Origin of the sequence: Streptomyces sp. NPDC101151 (assembly GCF_044768335.1) — a bacterium.
Classification (GTDB): Bacteria; Actinomycetota; Actinomycetes; order Streptomycetales; family Streptomycetaceae; genus Streptomyces.
In genome coordinates, this window is the sequence record NZ_JBIWPP010000018.1 from 15833 (window position 1) to 35540 (window position 19708).

The following is a 19708-nucleotide window of genomic DNA, read 5'->3' on the forward strand; positions in this document are numbered from 1 at the left end:
CGTGCTCACCGAGCTGCCGCCTGACGCGGGCCCGAAGGAGATCCTCACGGCCTGGGCCACGGCGGGCGTGCTCACCGAGCTCTACGGGGAGCGGCCGGCCGGCCGGCTGAACCCGCTGACGCTGCGTCGGCTGCTGGCCGCCGCCGACGCGCGCGGACCGCAGGGCCTGGTGCTCGCCCTGCTGGTGCAGCTGGCCACGGCCGTCCCGCTGCTCGCCGAGACGGCCACCACCCCGCTCGCCGAGCGGACGCTCGCTCAGGCAGCGGACGGCGGCACCCTGCTGGCGCTCGCCGCCACCGACGAGGCGGCCGGCTCGGACCTGGCCGCGCTCGGCACCACGGTGGACCTCGGCGACGGCAGCGCGGACCTGGTGGTCAGCGGCACCAAGCGGTGGGTCACCTCCGCGTCGACCGCCGACCACGCCCTGGTGCTGGCCCGGCACAAGCCAGGCCGCCACTTCACCAGCTTCACGTGGGTGCTCGTACCGCTGACCGCGCCCGGCGTAACGGTGGAACCGACAGGCACCACGCTGTTCCAGGGCTCCGGCGTCGGCCATCTGACGCTCTCTGGGGTCGTGCTCTCCCGCGAGCACCTGCTGGGACGCCCCGGCCGTGGTCTCGCGCTCTTCGCCCGGCACATCGCCGTGGAACGGCTGGCCTCGGCCGCCTGGGCCATCGCCCTGTGCCGCAGAGTCCTCGCCGACACCGAACGGCGGCTCCGGGAGCGGCTGGTGGACGGCGTACCGCTGCGGCAGTCGGCGAGCGTACGGCAGCGGTTGGCCGACTGCGCCGTACGGCTCAGCGCACTGCACGCGTTGTGGGCCACCTCCTGCGAGAAGATCGCCGTGGACCGCGACGCCACCGCCGCGGCCGTGCTCAAGGCCGCCTCCGGAACCACCGTCGAACATGTGCTGACCGTCTGCGGCCAGCTCCAGGGGGCGGACGGCTTCGGCGCCGGAGGAGTCCAGGAACTCCGTGCGGAGGCAGCCGTCTTCGGCATCGGCGGCGGCACCACGGAGACCGTCCACGACACCGTCGCCGACCGGCTCGACACCGTTCTGAGCGGGCTGGCGCCATGACCGCGACGACCACGGAACCCTTCGCGGCGGCCCCCGGAATCTGGGTCGCCACGCACACCGGCGACCCGGAACCGGAGCGGCTCACCGACCGCGACCGGGCGGGAGCCGCCCGGCTGCCCGCCTGGCGGGCCACCCAGCACCTCGCCGGACGGCAGGCGCTGCGCCGCGTGCTGGCCGCCCGGTTCCCCGAGGCCGCCACGGCCGAGGTGGTCCACGGACCGCACGGCCGGCCCGCGCTGGCCGGATGGCCCCGGATCGGCATCAGCATCACCCACGACCGGAACACCGCCGCGGCCTGCGCGGCGTGGGACCACGCGGTCGGCGTCGACGTGCAGCACGCACCCGAACGCCTTACCGACGCCCTGCTGCGGCGCTGCCTGGGAGAGCACGCCGGAACCGTCGACCGGCTGCCGCAGCACCGGCGCCGCACCGAATTCGCCTGGGTGTGGACCGTCCAGGAAGCCTGCGTCAAAGCCGCGGGCACCGGACTGTCCGGCCGTCCCTGGACCATCGACGTACGGCCGTTCACCCGACGGGGCGCCTGGGGCGACTACCGCTGGGTCAGCCTGCGTGCGCATTCACCCGTACCACTGAGCTGCGCGTTCACCGAGCTGACCGCAGCGCGTATCCCCCAGGAGGCCGTGTGAGCGAGCCATCGGAACTGAGCTGCTACACCGCGAACCTGGTGGCCTACCTCGAGCCCGAGGCCCCGGCCGCCGCCACGGACCTCGCGGCCGCCGTCCGGCTGTCGGTGCGCACCGACCCCGCGGCGGGCGGCATGGCGTTCTCGCACCACACGCGAGTCGACATGGACGGCGCGGGCCGCGGACTGGCGTACCGGGGCGCGCCCGAGTGGGCGCAGACCAAGGCGGCGCTCGAAGCCGAACTGGCGCGGCACGGCCGGGCCCTGCTCGTCGGCAACACCCGTCATCTGCCGTGGTCCCCCTCCTACGAGCGGTTCGAGACCCCGCACTGGCTGCTCGTCCGACAGGACGCCGACGGCCTGTGGTCGGTACGGGACGACTTCTCCGCCCTGTTCCCGCACGGTGAACAGACCCCGTACACCGGCCGGTTCGACGACGAGGGGCTGCGCCGCCTGGCCACCCCGCCGGCCGAGATCACCGCCGAGGCCGCCAACCGCGACCGCTACGCCCTCGGCCTCCCCGTCGAACTCCCCCCGGCCACCGGCTACCGCTGGCTGGTCCGCACCGACGTCCCGGCCCCCGGCGACGCCTCGGCGGAGCAGGGCACCTGGGTGCACGGCGTGGCCCCCGCGCTGCGCCATGTCGCCGAGCGGGTCTGCGCCGACGAGGCGGCGCTCGCCCGGCACGCGGACGACCTGTGGACCGCGTCCCGCCACCAGCGCCACCGGCTGGCGCTGCTCCCGGCGGCCGAGGACAAGGAGGCCGCCGCGGCCGCCGAGGCCGCGGCCGCATGGGGCGAACTGCCGCGCGCCGTCCGCTTCGCCCTCGCCTCCGCCGAGCGCGGACGGCCCAGGCGGGGGTTGGTCGAGAAGGCGTTCGCCGCGGTACTGGACGCGGTCGAACGCCTGGAAGAGACGAAGGTCCCCACCCATGACACCTGACCAAACCCCCCACCACCTGCACGAATGGTTCGCCGAGACGGCACGCCGGCACCCCGGCGCCGTCGCGCTCGAGGTGGCGGGCACCGCCCTCACCTACGCCGAGCTCGACACCCTCGCCGCGCGCCTGGCCGGCCGGCTGGTCGCCGCTGCAGGCGGCACCCCGCCGACCCGCGTCGGCCTGCTGGCCGCCCGTACGCTCACCGCCTACGCCGGCTACCTCGCCGTGCAGCGGCTCGGCGCCACGGTGGTGCCGCTCAACCCGGCGTTCCCGGCCGCCCGCAACGCCGCTGTGACCGCCGCGGCCCGGCTCGACCTGGTACTGGCCCAGCCGGACTGTGCCGATGTCGACCTGCCCGCGCCGGTGCTCGTCCTCGACGCGGCCGAGCCGCACGACGCGGCCGAGCCGCACGACGCGGCCGGGAGCGGCGACGAGCCGCCGGCGGCGACACCGGGCCCGGAGGACATCGCCTACATCCTCTTCACCTCCGGATCGACCGGTACCCCCAAGGGCGTGCCGGTCCAGCACCGCAACGTCTGCGCCTACCTCGGCCATGTGATCCCCCGGTACGGACTGGGCGTCGGATCCCGGCTGTCGCAGACCTTCGACCTCACCTTCGACCTGTCGGTCTTCGACCTGTTCGCGGCCTGGGGCTCGGGCGCGACCCTCGTCGTACCCGAAGCGGGCGACGTGCTCGCGCCGGTCCGGTTCGTCAAGCGCGCCCGGCTCACCCACTGGTTCGCCGTACCGTCGGTGATCTCCTTCGCCATGCGCCTGCGCGGACTGGTCCCCGACAGCATGCCGACGCTCGCCTGGAGCCTGTTCTGCGGTGAGCCGCTGACGGCCGCCCAGGCCGCGGCATGGCAGGCGGCGGCTCCCGGCAGCGTGCTGGAGAACCTGTACGGACCCACCGAACTCACCCTGAGCTGCACCCAGTACCGCGTCCCCCGCGACTCCGACGGCACGGTGCAGGCCGGGGACACCGTGTCCATCGGCCACCTCTACCCCGGCCTGGAACAGCTCGTGGTGGACGAGGACGGCCGCCCCGCGGACGAGGGTGAGCTGTGCGTCCGCGGCGTCCAGCGGTTCCCCGGCTACCTCGACCCGAAGGACAACGCGGGCCGCTTCCTGCGTCACGAAGGCGGCGACGGAGAGCGGGCCGCCGTCGTCCAGGACGCGGCGCCGCCGGACGAGCGGCTGTGGTACCGCACCGGGGACCGGGTCCGCACCACGGCGGACGGTCTCGTCCACCTCGGCCGCCTGGACCACCAGGTCAAGGTCCGCGGCTACCGCGTCGAACTCGGAGAGATCGAGGCCGCGTTGCGGGCCCAGCCCGGGGTGTACGACGCCGTCGTGGCGGCGGTCCCCAAACCCCGCGGCGACAGTGCCCTCGCCGCCGCGTGCACGGGCGAGGACGTCGACCCCGAGCGGCTGCTCGCGGCGGTGCGGGCCGCTCTGCCCGCGTACATGGTCCCGGACACGCTCACTCCGTTCGAGGTCTTCCCGCTCAACGCCAACGGGAAGATCGACCGCCTGGCCCTGACGCGGGCGCTCGCCCCGACCGATCCGTCCGCGCGATGAAGGGGGACAGCATGGCGATCCCGGTGTCCGCCGAAACGGTCTCCGACGAGCAATTCCGCGACGTCATGACCCGGTTCGCCGCCTGTGTGACGGTGGTGACCGCCTACGGCGCCGACCGCACTCCGGTCGGCTGTACCGTGACGGCCGTCTTCTCGCTGACCGACCGGCCGCCGAGCATGGCGGTCTCGCTGCGCACGGAGAGCGGGACGCTGAACCACATCCGCGCCGCCGGCACCTTCGCGGTCAACGTCCTGCCCTGGCACCGGCGGGAGCTGGCGCAGCGGTTCGCCACCGCCGAACCCCTCCTGCGGTTCCACGGCGTCGGCCACACCGAGCGGGACGGCGCCCCGGTGCTCACCGACGCCTTGGCGAGCGTGGTGTGCCGGACCACTCATGAGGTGCCGCTGCTCGACCACACCCTGCTGGTCGGCGCCGTACTCCGTGCCGAGGCGGCGGACGCCGGGCAGCCGCTCGTGCTCTACCGGCGGGCCGCGCACCGGCTCGGCGCGGAGGCGTGACCCGCCCCGCCGTCCCCCCCGACCGAACCCGTTCCTTACACCCCACAGTGAGAGAAGCAGCGTTGGACAGCCACACCGATTCCCTCCGTCATGATGCCACCGGGGACGCCGCAGGCCCCGGCGAAGGCGGGCTCATCCATGCCCTGTTGGACGAGGCTGCGGCCCAGGTGCCGGACGCCCACGCGGTCCGGGACGCCGCCGGCCTGTGGAGCTACCGCCGGCTGAACGCCTTCAGCCACGCCTTCGCCGACTGGCTGCGGGAGCACGGCGTCGGCCGGGGCGACCGCGTGGTGCTCCAACTGCCCAGCAGCCGCGAGATGGTCGCCATGTTCCACGGCACCTCACGGCGCGGCGGCATCTTCGTACCCCTCAACCCGGCCATGAAGCAGTTCCATCTGCGATCCGTGGTGGAGAACGCCGAGCCGAAGCTCGTCATCGCGGACGGGGACGCGGTCGCGCGGATGCGCGAAGTGGTCTCCGCCCCCGTGTACGACCTGGCCGAGCTGTGGCCGGATGTCACCGAGCGGTACGAGGGGTACGACATCCCGGACGGGTCCGCACCGGGCGCGTCCCACGCACCGCAGTCGAACGCCGAACCGGTACACCCCGACGACGTGGCCGCCCTGATCTACACCTCCGGATCCACCGCCGCCCCCAAGGCCGTGGTGAGCCCGCACCGCCAGGTCACCTTCGCCTCCCGTGCGCTGACCGAGGCGCTCGGCTACCGCCGCGACGACGTCGTCTTCTGCCGCTTCCCCATGTCCTGGGACTACGGCCTGTACAAGGTCCTGATGGCGTGCATCGCCCGCTGCGAGATCGTGCTCGCCGACGGGGAGTCCGACTTCGTCCTGCTCAAGCGGATGCGCGAGACCGGAGTGACGATCGTCCCGATCGTCCCGTCCCTGGCCACCATGATCACCCAGCTGGCCCGCCGGGACCGCCAGGACCCGCCTCCGGTAAGGATGTTCACCAACACCGGTGCCGCGCTGCCGCAGAGCACCATCGACGCGCTGCGCAAGCACTTCCCCGGCGCGCGCGTGGTCCGGCAGTACGGCCAGACCGAGGCCAAGCGCATCACCGTCATGCCGCCCGAGCAGGAGCTGGAGCGCCCCGCCTCGGTGGGCCTGCCGCTGCCCGGCACCCGGGTACTGATCCTCGACCCCGACGGCACGCCGGTCCGCGCCGGCGAGACCGGCGAGATCGTCGCCGAGGGCCCGCATGTCATGCGCGGCTACTGGCGCAACCCCGAGGTCACCGGGCGCACCTTCCGCCGCGACCCGGCCGGCGGCGCGCCGCGGCTGCACACCGGCGACTACGGAAGCCTCGACGAGGACGGCTATCTGTACTTCGAAGGCCGCCGCGACGACATGTTCAAACGCAAGGGCTTCCGGATGTCCACCCTGGAGATCGAGAGCGCCGCGATGGACATCCCCGGCGTCCGTGCCGCCGCCGCGCTGCCGCCCGGCGACCGCCACGACCTCGCCCTCTTCGTGGAGAGCGACCTCGACGCGCACACGGTCACCGACGAGCTGATGCAGCGTCTGGAGCTGGCGAAGATGCCGGCCGTCGTACGCGTCCTGACGGAATTCCCGTTCACGCTGCACGGCAAGAACGCGCGCCAGGAGCTGACCGCACTTCTGGACGGAGGGGACCAGTGAGCAGCCGCAGCACCCTGGAGGAGCTGGCAGAGCAGTACGGCAGCCCGGCATACGTCTACGACCTGGACCGGGTCGCGGCGGCACGGCGCGACCTGTTCGGCCTCCTGCCGGAGGGCACAGAGGTCTTCTACGCCTTCAAGGCCAACCCCCACGTGGACGTCGCACGCGCCCTGCGCTCCGGTGACAGCCACGCCTGCAAGGCCGAGATCAGCTCCACCGGTGAGCTGGCGGCGGCCCTGGAGGCCGGATACCCCGGCTCCGACATTCTCTACACCGGCCCCGGCAAGACCCCCGGCGAGCTGCGGGAGGCGATCGACGCCGGGGTGCGGCTGTTCTCGGCCGAATCGCTCACCGACCTCGAGAGCATCGGCGCGGCCGCCACCGCCCACGGGACGGTCGCCGACTGCCTGCTGCGGATCAACAGCGCGACCGCGAGCGCCAGCACCGGCATCCGGATGACCGGCAAACCCACCCAGTTCGGCATCGACAGCGAAACCGTCGCCGGCATCGCCGCCGAGCTGCGCGCGGTGCCCGGCACCTCCATCGCCGGTCTCCACCTGTTCTCGCAGAGCAACGCCAAGGACGAGGACGCGCTGATCGCGGAGTTCCGGCACACCATCGAGGTGGCCGCGCAGATGCAGTGCGACCTCGGCGTACCGCTGCGGCTGCTGGACATCGGCGGCGGCTTCTCGGTGCCGTACGGCCAGCACGGTGAGCGGGCGGCCTACCCCAAGCTGCGCGCCGAGCTGGCGGCCGCCCTGGACCTGAGCTTCCCGGGATGGCGTCAGGGCGCGCCCCGCGTCGCCGTGGAGTCGGGCCGCTATCTGGTGGGCGACAGCGGCACCCTGCTGGCCACGGTCAGCAACGTCAAGGTCAGCCGGGGGCGGAAGTTCGTCATCCTCGACGCGGGCATCAACACCTTCGGAGGCATGTCGGGCCTCGGCCGGATCCTGCCGGTCTCCGTGAGTGTCGCGGGCCCGGGGGCGCAGCGCCAGGCGGCCGCGGAGCAGGAGGCGGGGGAGAAGGCGAGCCTGGCCGGTCCGCTGTGCACGCCCGGCGACATCCTGGGCCGCGAGATCCCGGTACCTGAGCTGGCCCCCGGCGATGTGGTCGCCATTCCCAACACCGGGGCCTACGGTCCCACGGCCAGCCTGCTGATGTTCCTGGGCCGGCCCGCGCCGACCGAGGTCGTGGTCCGCGGGGGTGAGGTGGTCTCCGTCTCCCGTATCGAGCATGTGCGCTCCTACCGGCGGGTGGAACGGGATGAGTGACGCGCTCGCCCCCCGGAGCGGGGGACCGGTGCGCGGCGGCACCACGGTGGTGGTGACCTCCATGGCCTCCGACGCGCACACCTGGAATCTGGTCTTCCTTCAGCTGCTGATCGAGGAGCTCGGCTACCACGTGGTGAACCTCGGCCCGTGCGTCCCGGACGACCTGCTGCTGGCCGAGGTGCAGGTCATCGAGCCGGCGGTGGTGGTCATCAGCAGCGTCAACGGCCATGGACACCAGGACGGAATGCGGCTCATCCAGCGGTTGCGGCACACGGAGCGGCTGTCCGCCGTCCCGGTGGTCATCGGCGGGAAGCTCGGCGTCACCGAGGACGCGGACGGGACGCGCGCCCGTGAGCTGATGGCGGCCGGGTTCGACGCCGTCTTCGAGGACGGCGTCGACCCGGTCGCCGCCCTGCGGAACTTCATCGGTGCGCTGCCTGCCGCCGCTCCCGCCGCCGTCGAGCAGACCCCGGCCGTCGCAGGACAGGCGCGGCCCGCATGACCGGGGACTTCGGGGCGTTCGTACGGGCGCGGGGCAGCGGCCGCCTCGTCGTCCAGCCGCGTATGGGCTTCAGCAGCCCCGACCGGATGCGGGCGGGACTGATCGCCACCAAGGAGGCCGACGCGCTCACCGTCGGCACCATCACCCTGGACGCCCACACCCGGGTCGGCCACCTCACGGCGGTACAGGCAGCGCTGCGCGAGGGCATCGACCTCAACGGCTACCCCATCGTCAGCCATGAGCCCGCGACCACCGGCTGGGTGCTCGCCGACACCTGGGCGCCCGACTTCCCCGTCCAGGTCCGGCACGGCTCGGCCGCTCCGCTGGACATCTTCCGGGCGCTGACCGTGCTCGGGCTCGGGGCCAGCGAGGGGGGCCCGGTCTCGTACTGCCTGCCCTACGGTCGCACCCCGCTCGCCGAGTCCGTCACCAACTGGCGGGACAGCGTCCGGCTGTTCGCGCGACTGCGGGACAGGGGCATCGAACCGCACCTGGAGACGTTCGGCGGCTGCATGCTGGGACAGCTGTGCCCGCCGAGCCAGTTGATCGCCATCAGCGTGCTGGAGGCGATGTTCTTCCTCCAGCACGGGGTACGCAGTGTCTCGGTCAGTTATGCCCAGCAGACCCACCCCGAACAGGATCGGGAAGCCGTCGCGGCGCTGCGCCGGCTCTGCGCGGAGCTGCTGCCCACCGACGACTGGCATGCCGTGGTCTACGCGTACATGGGCCTCTATCCGCAGACCGCGCACGGGGCCTACCGGCTGCTGGGGCAGGCGGCGGAGCTGGCGGTGACCGGCGGCGCCGAACGGCTGATCGTCAAGACGGAGGCGGAATCGCGCAGGATCCCGACGATCGCGGAGAACGTCCGTGCCCTGGAGTACGCGAGCCGGGCGGCGCACCGGGCCCCGGCCCCGCTCCCGGGCAGTGCCCCGGACGCGCACCCCGACTCCCAGACCTACCTGGAGGCGGCCGCACTCGTCGAAGCGGTGCTGCACCTCCACGCGGATGTCGGCCAAGCCCTGCTGCTGGCCTTCCGCTCGGGCTACCTCGACATCCCGTACTGTCTGCATCCCGACAACCGCGGCGAGACCCGGAGTTACATCGACGCCGACGGCCGGCTGCGCTGGGAGCGCACCGGTTCTCTGCCGATCAGGCACCTCGTGCCGGGCAACCGGCAGCGGCAGGTGACCTCGACGGGGCTGCTCGCCGACCTCTCGTACGTACGCAGGATGTTCGACAGCGCCCCCATGGACCATGAGGCACCGCTTCCGGCCCACGCGCACGGAGGCGAACTCGGCCATGGATGACGGGACCCCCTCGCCCGGCGGCGCGAAGGGCTTGCGGAATCAGGCCGCTCCGCCGACGTGGGAACCGGCTCGTGGAGATCCTCACGCCGGACGTGGAGGATCTTCGCGCGGCCGCCACAACGTGTGACGCCCGGCACGGGGTCCCGACCCGAGCACGTGAGAAATCCTGAGATGTGAGAGCGTGCAGGGCGCGAGTGAGACACCCCCCAACACCCTGCAATACCGCTTTGACGGGCCGGAAGTCGCACCTGTCCTGATTTTGGCTCCCGCACCGGGCACCACCCGGCACAGGTCGTCACGGCCGTCCATCGGCGCCCAGTCCTTCCGTCTCGGGCACGAAACCGCAGGTCAGGGCGTGTGCCGGGGCGGGGTATGCGCTGATGAGTGCGTGATGGTGGGCGGCGGTCGGTCTCGGCGCGCCTGCTGACGGGCGGCGGTGAGCACCTTGCCGAGCCAGGTGATGTGTTCGGTGCGCTCGGCCGGGCCCGGGGCGGACCGGGAACGCCGTGCGAACACGGCGGCGTGATCGGTGGTCTCGGCCGGATCAGGGGCCGACAGGGCACGAATGCCGGCGGACACCGCGGCGCGCGCCGGGGGTGGAGAACGCGTCTGGGCCGCTGCTGGTCACGTTACGAGGCGCTGCGGTTCAGACAGGAGGGCGCCCGGCAGGGTCTGCTCGGCGTAGTACACCGGCGGACCTCCTCACGGCCGGCGGCGAGATCGGAGACTGCCTGGTGGACGAGCGGCTGGTCGACCATGCCTAGACGCTTGTCCGCCATCAACCACGCCTGGCACGTCGGGGAGGCGGTCAGCCCGGGAATCCGACTGGAAAAGATCCATACGGGACAGCGGGCGACATCGGTCTGGATCGTCAGCCGAATGAGTCGAGCCCTGGTCTTGCGGGCCCAGCTGTCCCACTCCAGGCCGGTGTCCCGGGCCCCGGGGACGGCGAGGGCGTGGCTCCAGCCGCCGGGGCCGGCGAACAGGTCATGATCCGCCTCACGAGGCTGGCTCGGAATTCTCCTGTACCGGCTCGGCTTCGCCACGGCAGGCCCAGGGAGAGCAGCCGTCGACCACCCCGTTCTCCGCCTCCTCCGCAGCGGTTGCTGTCCAGTGCTGCCGGCGGGCGGCCGATTCGGTGGCAGTGACGTGGCCGGTCGGGGCCTGGACGAGCGGTTCCCGGGAGCGGCGCGGGAGCGCCTGCGCGAGCAGCCGACCCGCCGCACGGAGGCACTCCCCGGTGCGAAATACTCTCCCGATGAGTTCACGCACTTCCCCGATCAGCCAGCCGATCACGATACGGAGGGCCGTCGCGCGGGATGCCAAACGGCTCACGCGGCTCGTGCGTGGCTCAGGCGCCTACGAGGGCAAGTACGCAGCCGCGGTCGCGGGCTACCGGGTCGGACCTGATTACATCGAGGCCCACCGCGCCTTCGTGGCCGTCGGCGCCGACGAGCACGGAGACCGGGTCCTCGGGTTCTACTCGCTCGTCCTCTCTCCACCGGAGCTCGACCTGCTGTTCGTCGCCGACGAAGTGCAAGGACGGGGTATCGGACGGCTGCTCGTCGCGCACATGCAGTCCGAGGCCCGTGCCGCCGGGATCGACCGTCTCAAGGTCGTGTCGCACCTTCCCGCCGAGGAGTTCTACCACCGCGTCGGTGCGGTGCGGACCGGGACCGCGTTCGCGAACCCGCCCGCCGTGCCGTGGGACCGTCCCGAATTCGAGTTTCGCATTCCTTCGGCATGACGGGTTGTGTCGGTTGGCGGGGCACCGGCGTCGCCTGCATGGTGGCCGGCTTGCAGGAGCCGCTGGACGCCGCGCGTTCCGTGTGTGCCGTCTCCTCTGCCCTGGCGTGGAGGGCAGGACCCGACGCGAAATCGTCCGTTGCCTCGAACGCTACGCCGCCCGGGAGGTCTTCCACCTGATCCGACCCACATCCTTACCATCCCCGTCATAGGGCAGTCATCAGAGATGAGAGGGTCTGACGGGTGAGCGAGACACCACCGAACACCCTGCAATACCGCTTTGACGGGCCAGAAGACGCCCCAGTCCTGATCTTGGGTCCCTCGCTGGGTACCACATGGCACATGTGGGACCGGCAGGTCCCGGAGCTGATCAGGCAGTGGCGGGTCTTCCGGTTCGACCTGCCGGGCCACGGCGGCGCCCCCGCCCACCCAACCGGTTCCGTCGGCGAACTGGCGGCCCGTCTGCTGGTCACCCTGGACGCGCTCGGCGTGCAGCGCTTCGGCTACGCCGGCTGCGCGCTGGGCGGAGCGATCGGCCTCGAGCTGGCCCTGCGCCACCCCGAGCGGCTCGCCTCGCTCGCCCTGGTCGCCGCCTCGCCCCGGTTCGGCACCCCCGACGAGTTCCGCCAGCGCGGGGTGATCGTCCGGACCAACGGGCTCGACCCGATCGCCCGGACCGCGCCGGACCGCTGGTTCACCGGCGGGTTCGCCTCGGCGCAGCCCGCGATCACCGAGTGGGCCGTGCAGATGGTGCGCACCACCGACCCGGGCTGCTACATCGCCTCCTGCGAGGCCCTCGCCGGCTTCGACGTCAGCGCCGAGCTGGCCCGGGTCGGGGCGCCGACCCTGGTGCTGGTCGGCTCCGACGACCAGGTCACCGGCCCGGCCGAGGCCCGCACCCTGGTCGCGGGGATACCGGACGCACGGCTCGCGGTCGTGCCCGGCGCCTCCCATCTGGTGCCGGTCGAGCAGCCCGCCGCGGTCACCGATCTGCTGGTACGGCACTTCTCCACCGCCTGGCAGCAGCCCTTCGACACCGGCCAGACCGCGCTCCCTGCGGCCCCGGTCAACCCGGCTCTGACCGCGGCGCCGCAGGTCGTGCCCGTCGCCGAGATCGCCCCCGCCGTCGTACCGGCACAGCCGCTCGGGCCGCCCGACCGGTACCAGACCGGGCTGAAGATCCGCCGCGAGGTGCTCGGCGACGCGCACGTGGACCGGGCGCTGGCCCAGGCCGACGAGTTCTCCGGCGACTTCCAGGAGTTCATCACCCGCTACGCCTGGGGCGAGATCTGGGACCGGCCGGGTCTGGACCGCCGTACCCGCAGCTGTGTCACGCTCACCGCGCTGGTCGCCGGCGGCCATCTGGAGGAGCTGGCCTTCCACACCCGCGCCGCCCTGCGCAACGGCCTCACCCCGGGCGAGATCAGGGAAGTGCTGCTGCAGGCGGCCGTGTACTGCGGTGTCCCGGCGGCGAACAGCGCGTTCAAGGTGGCCCAGCAGGTCATACATGAGGAAACCACGCCCGGCGAGTGAGGTCCCGGCCGGCGTACGCGGCAGGATGGGGAGACATGAGGCTCACCAAGAAGTCCCACGCCTGTGTCCGCCTGGAGAAGGACGGCCGGACCCTCGTCATCGACCCCGGAGGGTTCAGCGAGCAGGACGCGGCGGTCGGCGCGGACGCCGTCCTGGTCACGCACGAGCACCCGGACCACTTCGACGAGGGCCGGCTGCGGGCCGCCCTGGAGACGAACCCGGCCGCCGAGATCTGGACCCTGAGGTCCGTCGCGGAGCAGATCACGGCGGCCTTCCCCGGCCGCGTGCACACCGTCGGCCACGGCGACACCTTCACCGCCGCCGGCTTCGACGTACAGGTCCACGGCGAGCTGCACGCGGTGATCCACCCGGACATCCCGCGCATCACCAACGTCGGTTACCTGATCGACGGCGGCAGGGTCTTCCACCCCGGCGACGCCCTCACCGTCCCCGACCGCCCGGTGGAGACGCTGATGCTCCCGGTGATGGCCCCCTGGAACAAGATCGCCGAGGTCATCGAGTACGTCCGGGAGGTCGAGCCGCAGCGCACCTACGACGTCCACGACGCCCTGCTCACCGACCTCGCCCGCCCGATCTACGACCGCCAGCTCGGCGCCCTCGCCGCAGCCGAGCACCTGCGGCTCGCCCCGGGAGCCTCCGCCGACCTGTGAGCCGGGACCGGTTGTCACACCCGCCAGGTAGGTTGTGAGGCATGCGCATCGCCACCTGGAACGTGAACTCGATCACCGCCCGCCTCCCGAGGCTGCTGGCCTGGCTGGAGAGCAGCGGCACCGACGTGCTCTGCCTCCAGGAGGCCAAGATCGCCGAGGAGCAGTTCCCGTTCGACCAGCTGCGCGAACTGGGCTACGAGGCGGCGGTCAACGCGACCGGCCGGTGGAACGGCGTGGCGGTGCTCTCCCGCGTCGGTCTCGAGGACGTCGTCAAGGGCCTGCCCGGCGACCCGGGCTACGAGGGGGTGACCGAGCCGCGCGCCGTCTCGGCGACCTGCGGCCCGGTCCGCGTCTGGTCGGTGTACGTACCCAACGGCCGCGAGGTGGAGCACCCGCACTACGCCTACAAGCTCCAGTGGTTCGAGGCCCTGAAGGCCGCCGTAGCGGGCGACGCCTCGGGCAGCCGCCCGTTCGCGGTGCTGGGGGACTACAACGTGGCGCCGACCGACGACGACGTCTACGACGTGGCCGCCTTCGAGGGCCTGACCCATGTCACCCCCGCCGAGCGCACCGCCCTCGCCTCCCTGCGCGAGACGGGCCTCACCGACGTCGTCCCGCGCCCCCTGAAGTACGACCACCCGTTCACGTACTGGGACTACCGCCAGCTGTGCTTCCCGAAGAACCGCGGCATGCGCATCGACCTGGTGTACGGCAACGAGCCGTTCGCCAAGGCCGTCAAGGACTCCTACGTCGACCGCGAGGAGCGCAAGGGCAAGGGCGCGTCCGACCATGCGCCCGTGGTGGTCGACCTGGACGTGTGATGCCACGCTGGGTCCATGAACATTCCGTTCCTGGGTCACAGGCACCACAAGAGCGGTGAGGCGGCGCTCCCGGCCGACCCCGAGTCGATCGCCGCGCTCCTGTCCGAATGTGAACTGCTCCGCTCCCAGGCGGCCCAGGCGGGTGTCCGCCTCGACGACACCCCGGCTTCCCTGGAGGCGCTGGACCAGCTGGTTCCGCGCTGGCGCGACGATGCGGAGATCCTGCCCTGGCTGGGCAACGACGCGGGGCTGTACCTGGGCACGGTCGTCGTGCGCACCGTCCCCGGTGCCGCCTGGGAGATCAGGTCCGACGGCGAGCCCGTCGTACGGCTCGCCTCCGGCCGCGAGGTCGAGGTCGTGGAGCCCGGCCGGGACTGGGCCACGAGCGGTGTCCCCGAGCTGTCGCAGCTGTACGCCGAAGTCGCCGAGGCCTGACGGCCCAATGCGCCGATTCGACGTAAATACGGCTAATGCCCGAAAAGTGCGTGTCGTCCCTTGGCTCAACTTGTGTCTGGATAGTTTGCGGCAATCACGACACAGCTGAGAGTGAGTAGGGCTGCGGATGGCCGTCGATCCGTTGATCGAGCTGCGTGACGTCAACAAGTACTACGGGGAGCTGCATGTCCTGCAGGACATCGACCTCACCGTCGGCAAAGGGGAGGTGGTCGTGGTCATCGGCCCGTCGGGGTCGGGGAAGTCGACGCTGTGCCGGACGATCAACCGGCTGGAGACCGTCCAGTCCGGGACGATCCTGCTCGACGGGCAGCCGCTGCCCGAGGAGGGCAAGGCCCTCGCCCGGCTCCGCGCCGAGGTCGGGATGGTCTTCCAGTCCTTCAATCTCTTCGCCCACAAGACGGTCCTGCAGAACGTCTCCCTGGCACAGATCAAGGTCCGCAAACGCAAGAGGGACGACGCCGACCGCCGCTCCCGGGAACTCCTCGACCGCGTCGGACTGCTGAACCAGGCCGACAAGTACCCGGCGCAGCTCTCCGGCGGCCAGCAGCAGCGCGTGGCCATCGCCCGCGCCCTCGCCATGGAACCCAAGGCCCTGCTGTTCGACGAGCCCACCTCCGCCCTCGACCCCGAGATGATCAACGAGGTCCTGGAGGTCATGCGGCAACTGGCCCGTGACGGCATGACCATGGTCGTCGTCACGCACGAGATGGGCTTCGCCCGCTCGGCCGCCAACCGGGTCGTCTTCATGGCCGACGGCCGGATCGTCGAGGACCGCAGCCCGGAGGCGTTCTTCACCAATCCGCGCAGCGATCGCGCCAAGGACTTCCTCTCCAAGATCCTCAAGCACTGACCGGGGGAGCGCGACCCATGTTCCGTACCACCCGTGTGCCCCGCGCGCTCTGCGCCCTCTCCGGTGTCCTCGTGCTGCTCGCCGCCGCCTGCGGCAAGGAGGGCAGCCCGCCCGGCAAGGGACCGGCGACCGACAAGCTGCCCGTCTACCAGGTGGCGCAGGGCTTCAGCCTGCCGGACTCCAGGACCTGGACCCGCGCGAAGAAGCGCGGCTATTTCGTCGTCGGCGCCAAGGAGGACCAGCCCTACCTGGGCGAGAAGGACCCGGCGACCGGCACCTACTCCGGGTTCGACATCGAGATCGCCAAGATGATGTCCGCCTCCCTCGGCTTCCCGCCCCGGACCATCCGCTTCAGGACGATCGCCTCCGCCAACCGCGAGACCGCCCTGCAGAACGGCCAGATCGACTACTACGTCGGCACCTACACCATCAACGCCAACCGCAAGAAGCTCGTCGGCTTCGCCGGCCCCTACTACATGGCCGGCCAGTCCCTGCTGGTCCGCAAGAACGAGAACGACATCCACGGACCCCAGGACCTCGCCGGCAAACGCGTCTGCTCGGCGGCCGGTTCGACGCCGTACCAGCGCATCAAGGCCGACTACCCGAAGGCGATCCTGGTCGCCTACGACACCTACTCGGTCTGCGTCGACAACCTGCTCACCTACCAGGTCGACGCGGTCACCACCGACGACGCCATCCTCATCGGCTACGCGGCCAAGGCACCGAAGGAACTCAAGGTCGTCGGCAAGCCCTTCTCCGAGGAGCCCTACGGCATCGGCGTCCCGCACGGTGACAACGCCCTGCGCTTCGCCCTCGACGACGCACTGGAGGCACGCGAGAAGAACGGCGACTGGAAGAAGGCCTACGAGGCGACGCTCGGCCTGTCCGGCGTGCCCGCCCCCACCCCTCCCGCGATCGACCGCTACCCGGCGAGCTGAGCGAGGACGGCATGAACGTACTGAAAGACAACTTCTCGACCTACTGGGAAGGCTTCCTCGGCACGGTCGAACTGACCGTCTACGCCTCCTTACTGGCCCTGGCGCTGGGTTTCCTGATGGCCTCCTTCCGGGTCGCGCCCGTCGGCTCCCTGCGGATCTTCGGCACGGCCTGGGTCACCGTCCTGCGCAACACCCCGCTGACCCTGCTCTTCTTCGCGGTGCTGCTCGGACTGCCCCGGTTCGGCATCGTGCTTCCCTTCCAGGTGTTCGCGGTCCTCGCACTCGGCTGCTACACCTCGGCGTTCATCTGCGAGGCGCTGCGCTCCGGCATCAACACCGTGCCCAGGGGGCAGGGCGAGGCGGCGCGCAGCCTGGGCATGTCCTTCGGACAGACCCTGTCCCTGGTCGTCCTGCCGCAGGCGTTCCGGTCCGTGATCCCGCCGGTCGGCTCCACCCTCATCGCGCTCGCCAAGAACTCCGCGATCGCGGGCGCGTTCAGCGTCACCGAGCTGCTCGGCACCTACAAGACCATCAACGAACTCGGCTACAACATCGTCTGGACCTTCGTCTGGATCGCCGTCGGCTACCTGATCATCACGCTCGCCATCAGCGCCCTGTTCAATCTGCTGGAGCGTAAGTACGGAGTCGCCCGATGACCGAGGCCACCGCGCTCTACGACGTCCCGGGTCCCGGCACCCGCCGACGGCACGCCCTGTACGGAGTCGCCTCCACGGTCGTCCTCCTCGCGCTGCTCGCCTGGATCCTGTATCTCCTCTTCGACACCGGCCAGTTCACGTACACCAAGTGGATGCCGTTCGAGTACAAGGGCATCCAGGAACTGCTCCTGCGGGGCCTCGGCAACACGCTCAAGGCCTTCGTGATGGCGGCCGTCCTCTCGCTCGCCCTCGGCGGTCTGCTGGCGACCGGGCGGCTGTCGGACCACAGGCCGGTGCGCTGGGCGGCCACGGTCGTCGTGGAGTTCTTCCGCGCCATGCCCGTGCTGGTGATGATCTTCTTCATCTTCGTGGCGCTGAAGGTGCAGCCGCTGCCCGCGCTCGTCGCCGGACTCACCCTCTACAACGGCTCGGTGCTCGCCGAGGTGTTCCGCTCCGGCGTGAACGCCGTCGAACGCGGCCAGCACGAGGCCGCGTTCGCGCTCGGCATGCGCAAGACCCAGGTCATGGCGCACGTCCTCGTACCGCAGGCCGTACGCGCCATGCTGCCCGCCATCATCAGCCAGTTGGTGGTCGCCCTGAAGGACACCTCCCTCGGCTATCTCATCACCTACGAGGAGTTCCTCCACGCCGGGAAGCTCATCGCGTCGAACCTCGACTACGATTTGCCGTTCATCCCTGTGGTGATGGTGATCTCACCGATCTACATCGGGATGTGCATGCTGCTCTCGTGGTTCGCCGGCTGGGTGTCCCGGCGTGAGCAGCGCAGTCCCAAGACCGAGGCCGTGGCGATCGCCGCGGCCGAACCTGGGACGCTGCTGCCGGGTGGGGAGCCCCCCACGGCCCTGAAACCGTAGGGGGCGGCAGTTCACACGGGCCAGGCTCGTCCGGCGGCAGCCGGAGATCACTGCTCGCGCATGGGGACGGACACGTACGACGGGTCGTTCGCCGGCGAGGAGAAGGTCAGCTGCGCGCCGGACGGGTTGTGCTCGATGTAGAGCGGGTCGACCGTGTCCACGACCATCGCGAGGCGGTGTCCCGCGGGGACGTCGTAGGCGGTGGAGAACAGGTCCAGGTCCACGTCGAACGGCTTGCCGGGCGTCCGGTCGTGCCAGGTGTACGGCGCGTTGGTGACCAGCTTGGCGAAGCCGAGCGGCCCCACGTCGTACAGGTAGGCGACGAGGGTGCCGCTCTCCTTGGTCGGGGTGAGCGTGGTGTGCAGCGAGGCCGTTCCGCGCACCCGTTGGGCCGTGCCGTACCGCTCCGACTGCCAGACGGCCGCCCAGCGGCGCGGCAGCAGCGGGATCGAGGCGACGGGGGGCAGCTGGGCGATCTGGTCCAGGATGCTGGAGAGGAAGACGATCCCGCCGTCCGCGCCCGAGTCGACGTTCGCGTGGATGGTGGTGGAGCCCGCGAGCTCGATCTTCCGGCGGTTCGCGCCGACCGACTTCCAGTCCGGGTAGCCCTCGTATCCCCCCGCGCTACGGGACTTCAGCTGGACGGGCTGTTCGCGGTCGATGCCGTTGTCGGCGCCCTTGAGGTAGTGGTCGAGCCAGCGCCCGGTGTCCGTCCACACATCGTTGGGCAGCCCGAACAGGCCGGTCAGCTCGGCGGTCGCGTGGTCGCCGGGGCGCAGCTCAAGCCGCTTCGGGACGGTCAGCTTCTCGTAGAAGTCGGCGTACTGGTTCACCGGGAAGATCGTGTCCCCCCAGGCGTTGGCGAGCATGACCGCGGCGCCGTTCTTGTTCAGCTGGTCGACGTAGGTCGCGACGGAACGTTTCCGCCCCCAGTCGATCATCTCCTGTTCGTGGGTCAGGTCGGAGGCGTAGAAGTTGTCGAAGATCTGCCGGAGTTCGGGGCTCTCGCGGCCCGTGAGGATGCCCGCGCCGTCGAGCAGGGCACCCGCCTGGAGGTGCTGGGTGCGGCCCGAGTAGATGGAGGCGATCAGGTCGGCCCAGCCGCTGAGCGCCGCGACCGCTTTGATGCGCTTGTCGTGGGCGGCGGCGAGCAGACTGATGCCCGCGCCGTAGGAGACGCCCGCCATACCGATGTGGTGCGGGTCCGCGGGGGTGTTGGCGAGCGCCCAGTCGATGACCTTGGAGGCGTCCGCTATGTCCGGCGGACCGGCCACTTCTATCTCGCCGCCGGACTGCCAGAACCCGCGCACGTTGTAGGTGAGCACCACATAGCCGGCGTCGGCGAGCTTCTGCGCCTGGGCGAGGTACTCCACCTGGGGCAGGCCCCAGCTCGTGGGCAGCACGACGAGTGGGTAGCGGTGCGAGCCGTCGGCGCCCGCGGGCGTGACGACGTTGGCCTTCAGTACGGTGCCGCCGTCGCCGCTGATGTCCACGAAGCGGACGGACGGGGCGGCCTGGGCGGCCGGAGCCAGGGCGACGACCGTTCCGGCGATCAGCGCCGCGCACACGGCTCCGACGGCAGAGGTGCGCAGGGTGGTGCGACCATGTCCCATGGGGTCACTCCTCACTCGTTCAAGTTCAAAGTGACCCGACGGTAACCGCGA

General features: G+C 71.3%; 19 protein-coding genes and 2 pseudogenes. 19 read left to right on the forward strand and 2 right to left on the reverse strand.

All coding sequences use genetic code 11. The features are described from left to right. Position 1 precedes the first annotated feature (1 nt). The 10 genes and pseudogenes from ACIRU3_RS28450 to ACIRU3_RS28495 all read left to right on the forward strand — a co-directional run. Entirely contained in the window at positions 2-1078 is a 1077-nt protein-coding gene (locus tag ACIRU3_RS28450) for an acyl-CoA dehydrogenase family protein (RefSeq protein WP_404062249.1), read from the forward strand. Continuing rightward, positions 1075-1725: a 4'-phosphopantetheinyl transferase family protein gene (locus ACIRU3_RS28455; protein WP_404061841.1), complete on the forward strand. Its 651-nt coding sequence runs from the start codon at positions 1075-1077 to the stop codon at positions 1723-1725. The genes ACIRU3_RS28450 and ACIRU3_RS28455 overlap by 4 nt, the downstream gene beginning before the upstream one ends. Beyond that, the gene (locus ACIRU3_RS28460; protein WP_404061844.1) at positions 1722-2663 is read left to right on the forward strand and encodes a hypothetical protein; all 942 of its coding nucleotides are present in this window, start codon (positions 1722-1724) and stop codon (positions 2661-2663) included. Before ACIRU3_RS28455 ends, ACIRU3_RS28460 begins: the two co-directional genes overlap by 4 nt. After that, positions 2653-4242 carry an amino acid adenylation domain-containing protein gene (locus tag ACIRU3_RS28465; RefSeq protein ID WP_404061845.1) on the forward strand — a complete coding sequence of 530 codons (1590 nt, stop codon included), beginning with the start codon at positions 2653-2655 and terminating at the stop codon, positions 4240-4242. The genes ACIRU3_RS28460 and ACIRU3_RS28465 overlap by 11 nt, the downstream gene beginning before the upstream one ends. Before the next feature lie 11 nt (positions 4243-4253). Continuing rightward, positions 4254-4760, forward strand: a complete 507-nt coding sequence (locus ACIRU3_RS28470) for a flavin reductase family protein (protein WP_404061848.1) — start codon at positions 4254-4256, stop codon at positions 4758-4760. Between the two features lie 143 nt (positions 4761-4903). Further along, positions 4904-6418, forward strand: a complete 1515-nt coding sequence (locus ACIRU3_RS28475; RefSeq protein WP_404062252.1) for an AMP-binding protein — start codon at positions 4904-4906, stop codon at positions 6416-6418. Then, a complete protein-coding gene (locus ACIRU3_RS28480) occupies positions 6415-7689 on the forward strand; it encodes a type III PLP-dependent enzyme (RefSeq protein ID WP_404061851.1) in 1275 nt (424 codons plus the stop codon). Before ACIRU3_RS28475 ends, ACIRU3_RS28480 begins: the two co-directional genes overlap by 4 nt. Continuing rightward, positions 7682-8191 (forward strand): cobalamin B12-binding domain-containing protein, encoded by a 510-nt coding sequence (locus ACIRU3_RS28485; protein ID WP_404061854.1) that lies wholly within the window; start codon positions 7682-7684, stop codon positions 8189-8191. Before ACIRU3_RS28480 ends, ACIRU3_RS28485 begins: the two co-directional genes overlap by 8 nt. After that, a complete protein-coding gene (locus ACIRU3_RS28490; protein WP_404061856.1) occupies positions 8188-9498 on the forward strand; it encodes a methylaspartate mutase in 1311 nt (436 codons plus the stop codon). Before ACIRU3_RS28485 ends, ACIRU3_RS28490 begins: the two co-directional genes overlap by 4 nt. A gap of 166 nt (positions 9499-9664) precedes the next feature. Further along, positions 9665-9799, forward strand: a pseudogene (locus ACIRU3_RS28495) (3-oxoadipate enol-lactone hydrolase); the annotation flags it as partial. A gap of 400 nt (positions 9800-10199) precedes the next feature. Here the strand turns inward: ACIRU3_RS28495 and ACIRU3_RS28500 are convergent. Then, a pseudogene (locus ACIRU3_RS28500) lies at positions 10200-10517 on the reverse strand (DNA cytosine methyltransferase); the annotation flags it as partial. Between the two features lie 239 nt (positions 10518-10756). Here ACIRU3_RS28500 and ACIRU3_RS28505 point away from each other — a divergent pair. From ACIRU3_RS28505 to ACIRU3_RS28545, 9 genes are all read left to right on the forward strand, one after another. Further along, positions 10757-11245 carry a GNAT family N-acetyltransferase gene (locus tag ACIRU3_RS28505; RefSeq protein WP_404061858.1) on the forward strand — a complete coding sequence of 163 codons (489 nt, stop codon included), beginning with the start codon at positions 10757-10759 and terminating at the stop codon, positions 11243-11245. 242 nt (positions 11246-11487) lie between these two features. After that, the gene (pcaC, locus tag ACIRU3_RS28510) at positions 11488-12777 is read left to right on the forward strand and encodes a 4-carboxymuconolactone decarboxylase (RefSeq protein ID WP_404061861.1); all 1290 of its coding nucleotides are present in this window, start codon (positions 11488-11490) and stop codon (positions 12775-12777) included. Between the two features lie 35 nt (positions 12778-12812). Further along, positions 12813-13448 (forward strand): MBL fold metallo-hydrolase, encoded by a 636-nt coding sequence (locus tag ACIRU3_RS28515; RefSeq protein WP_404061863.1) that lies wholly within the window; start codon positions 12813-12815, stop codon positions 13446-13448. A gap of 41 nt (positions 13449-13489) precedes the next feature. Beyond that, positions 13490-14269 carry an exodeoxyribonuclease III gene (locus tag ACIRU3_RS28520; protein ID WP_404061866.1) on the forward strand — a complete coding sequence of 260 codons (780 nt, stop codon included), beginning with the start codon at positions 13490-13492 and terminating at the stop codon, positions 14267-14269. Between the two features lie 15 nt (positions 14270-14284). Further along, complete coding sequence (locus tag ACIRU3_RS28525; protein ID WP_404061869.1) at positions 14285-14704, forward strand: DUF6278 family protein; 420 nt, start codon at positions 14285-14287, stop codon at positions 14702-14704. A gap of 127 nt (positions 14705-14831) precedes the next feature. Continuing rightward, positions 14832-15575, forward strand: a complete 744-nt coding sequence (locus ACIRU3_RS28530; RefSeq protein ID WP_404061871.1) for an amino acid ABC transporter ATP-binding protein — start codon at positions 14832-14834, stop codon at positions 15573-15575. A 17-nt stretch (positions 15576-15592) separates the two neighbouring features. After that, the gene (locus ACIRU3_RS28535; RefSeq protein WP_404061873.1) at positions 15593-16513 is read left to right on the forward strand and encodes a glutamate ABC transporter substrate-binding protein; all 921 of its coding nucleotides are present in this window, start codon (positions 15593-15595) and stop codon (positions 16511-16513) included. Positions 16514-16524: 11 nt separating this feature from the next. Then, a complete protein-coding gene (locus ACIRU3_RS28540; RefSeq protein ID WP_404061875.1) occupies positions 16525-17169 on the forward strand; it encodes an amino acid ABC transporter permease in 645 nt (214 codons plus the stop codon). Then, positions 17166-18044, forward strand: a complete 879-nt coding sequence (locus ACIRU3_RS28545) for an amino acid ABC transporter permease (RefSeq protein WP_404061878.1) — start codon at positions 17166-17168, stop codon at positions 18042-18044. Before ACIRU3_RS28540 ends, ACIRU3_RS28545 begins: the two co-directional genes overlap by 4 nt. Positions 18045-18091: 47 nt before the next feature. Here ACIRU3_RS28545 and ACIRU3_RS28550 read toward each other — a convergent pair whose 3' ends face one another. After that, positions 18092-19657, reverse strand: a complete 1566-nt coding sequence (locus ACIRU3_RS28550; protein ID WP_404061881.1) for an alpha/beta fold hydrolase — start codon at positions 19655-19657, stop codon at positions 18092-18094. Between the last annotated feature and the right edge of the window lie 51 nt (positions 19658-19708).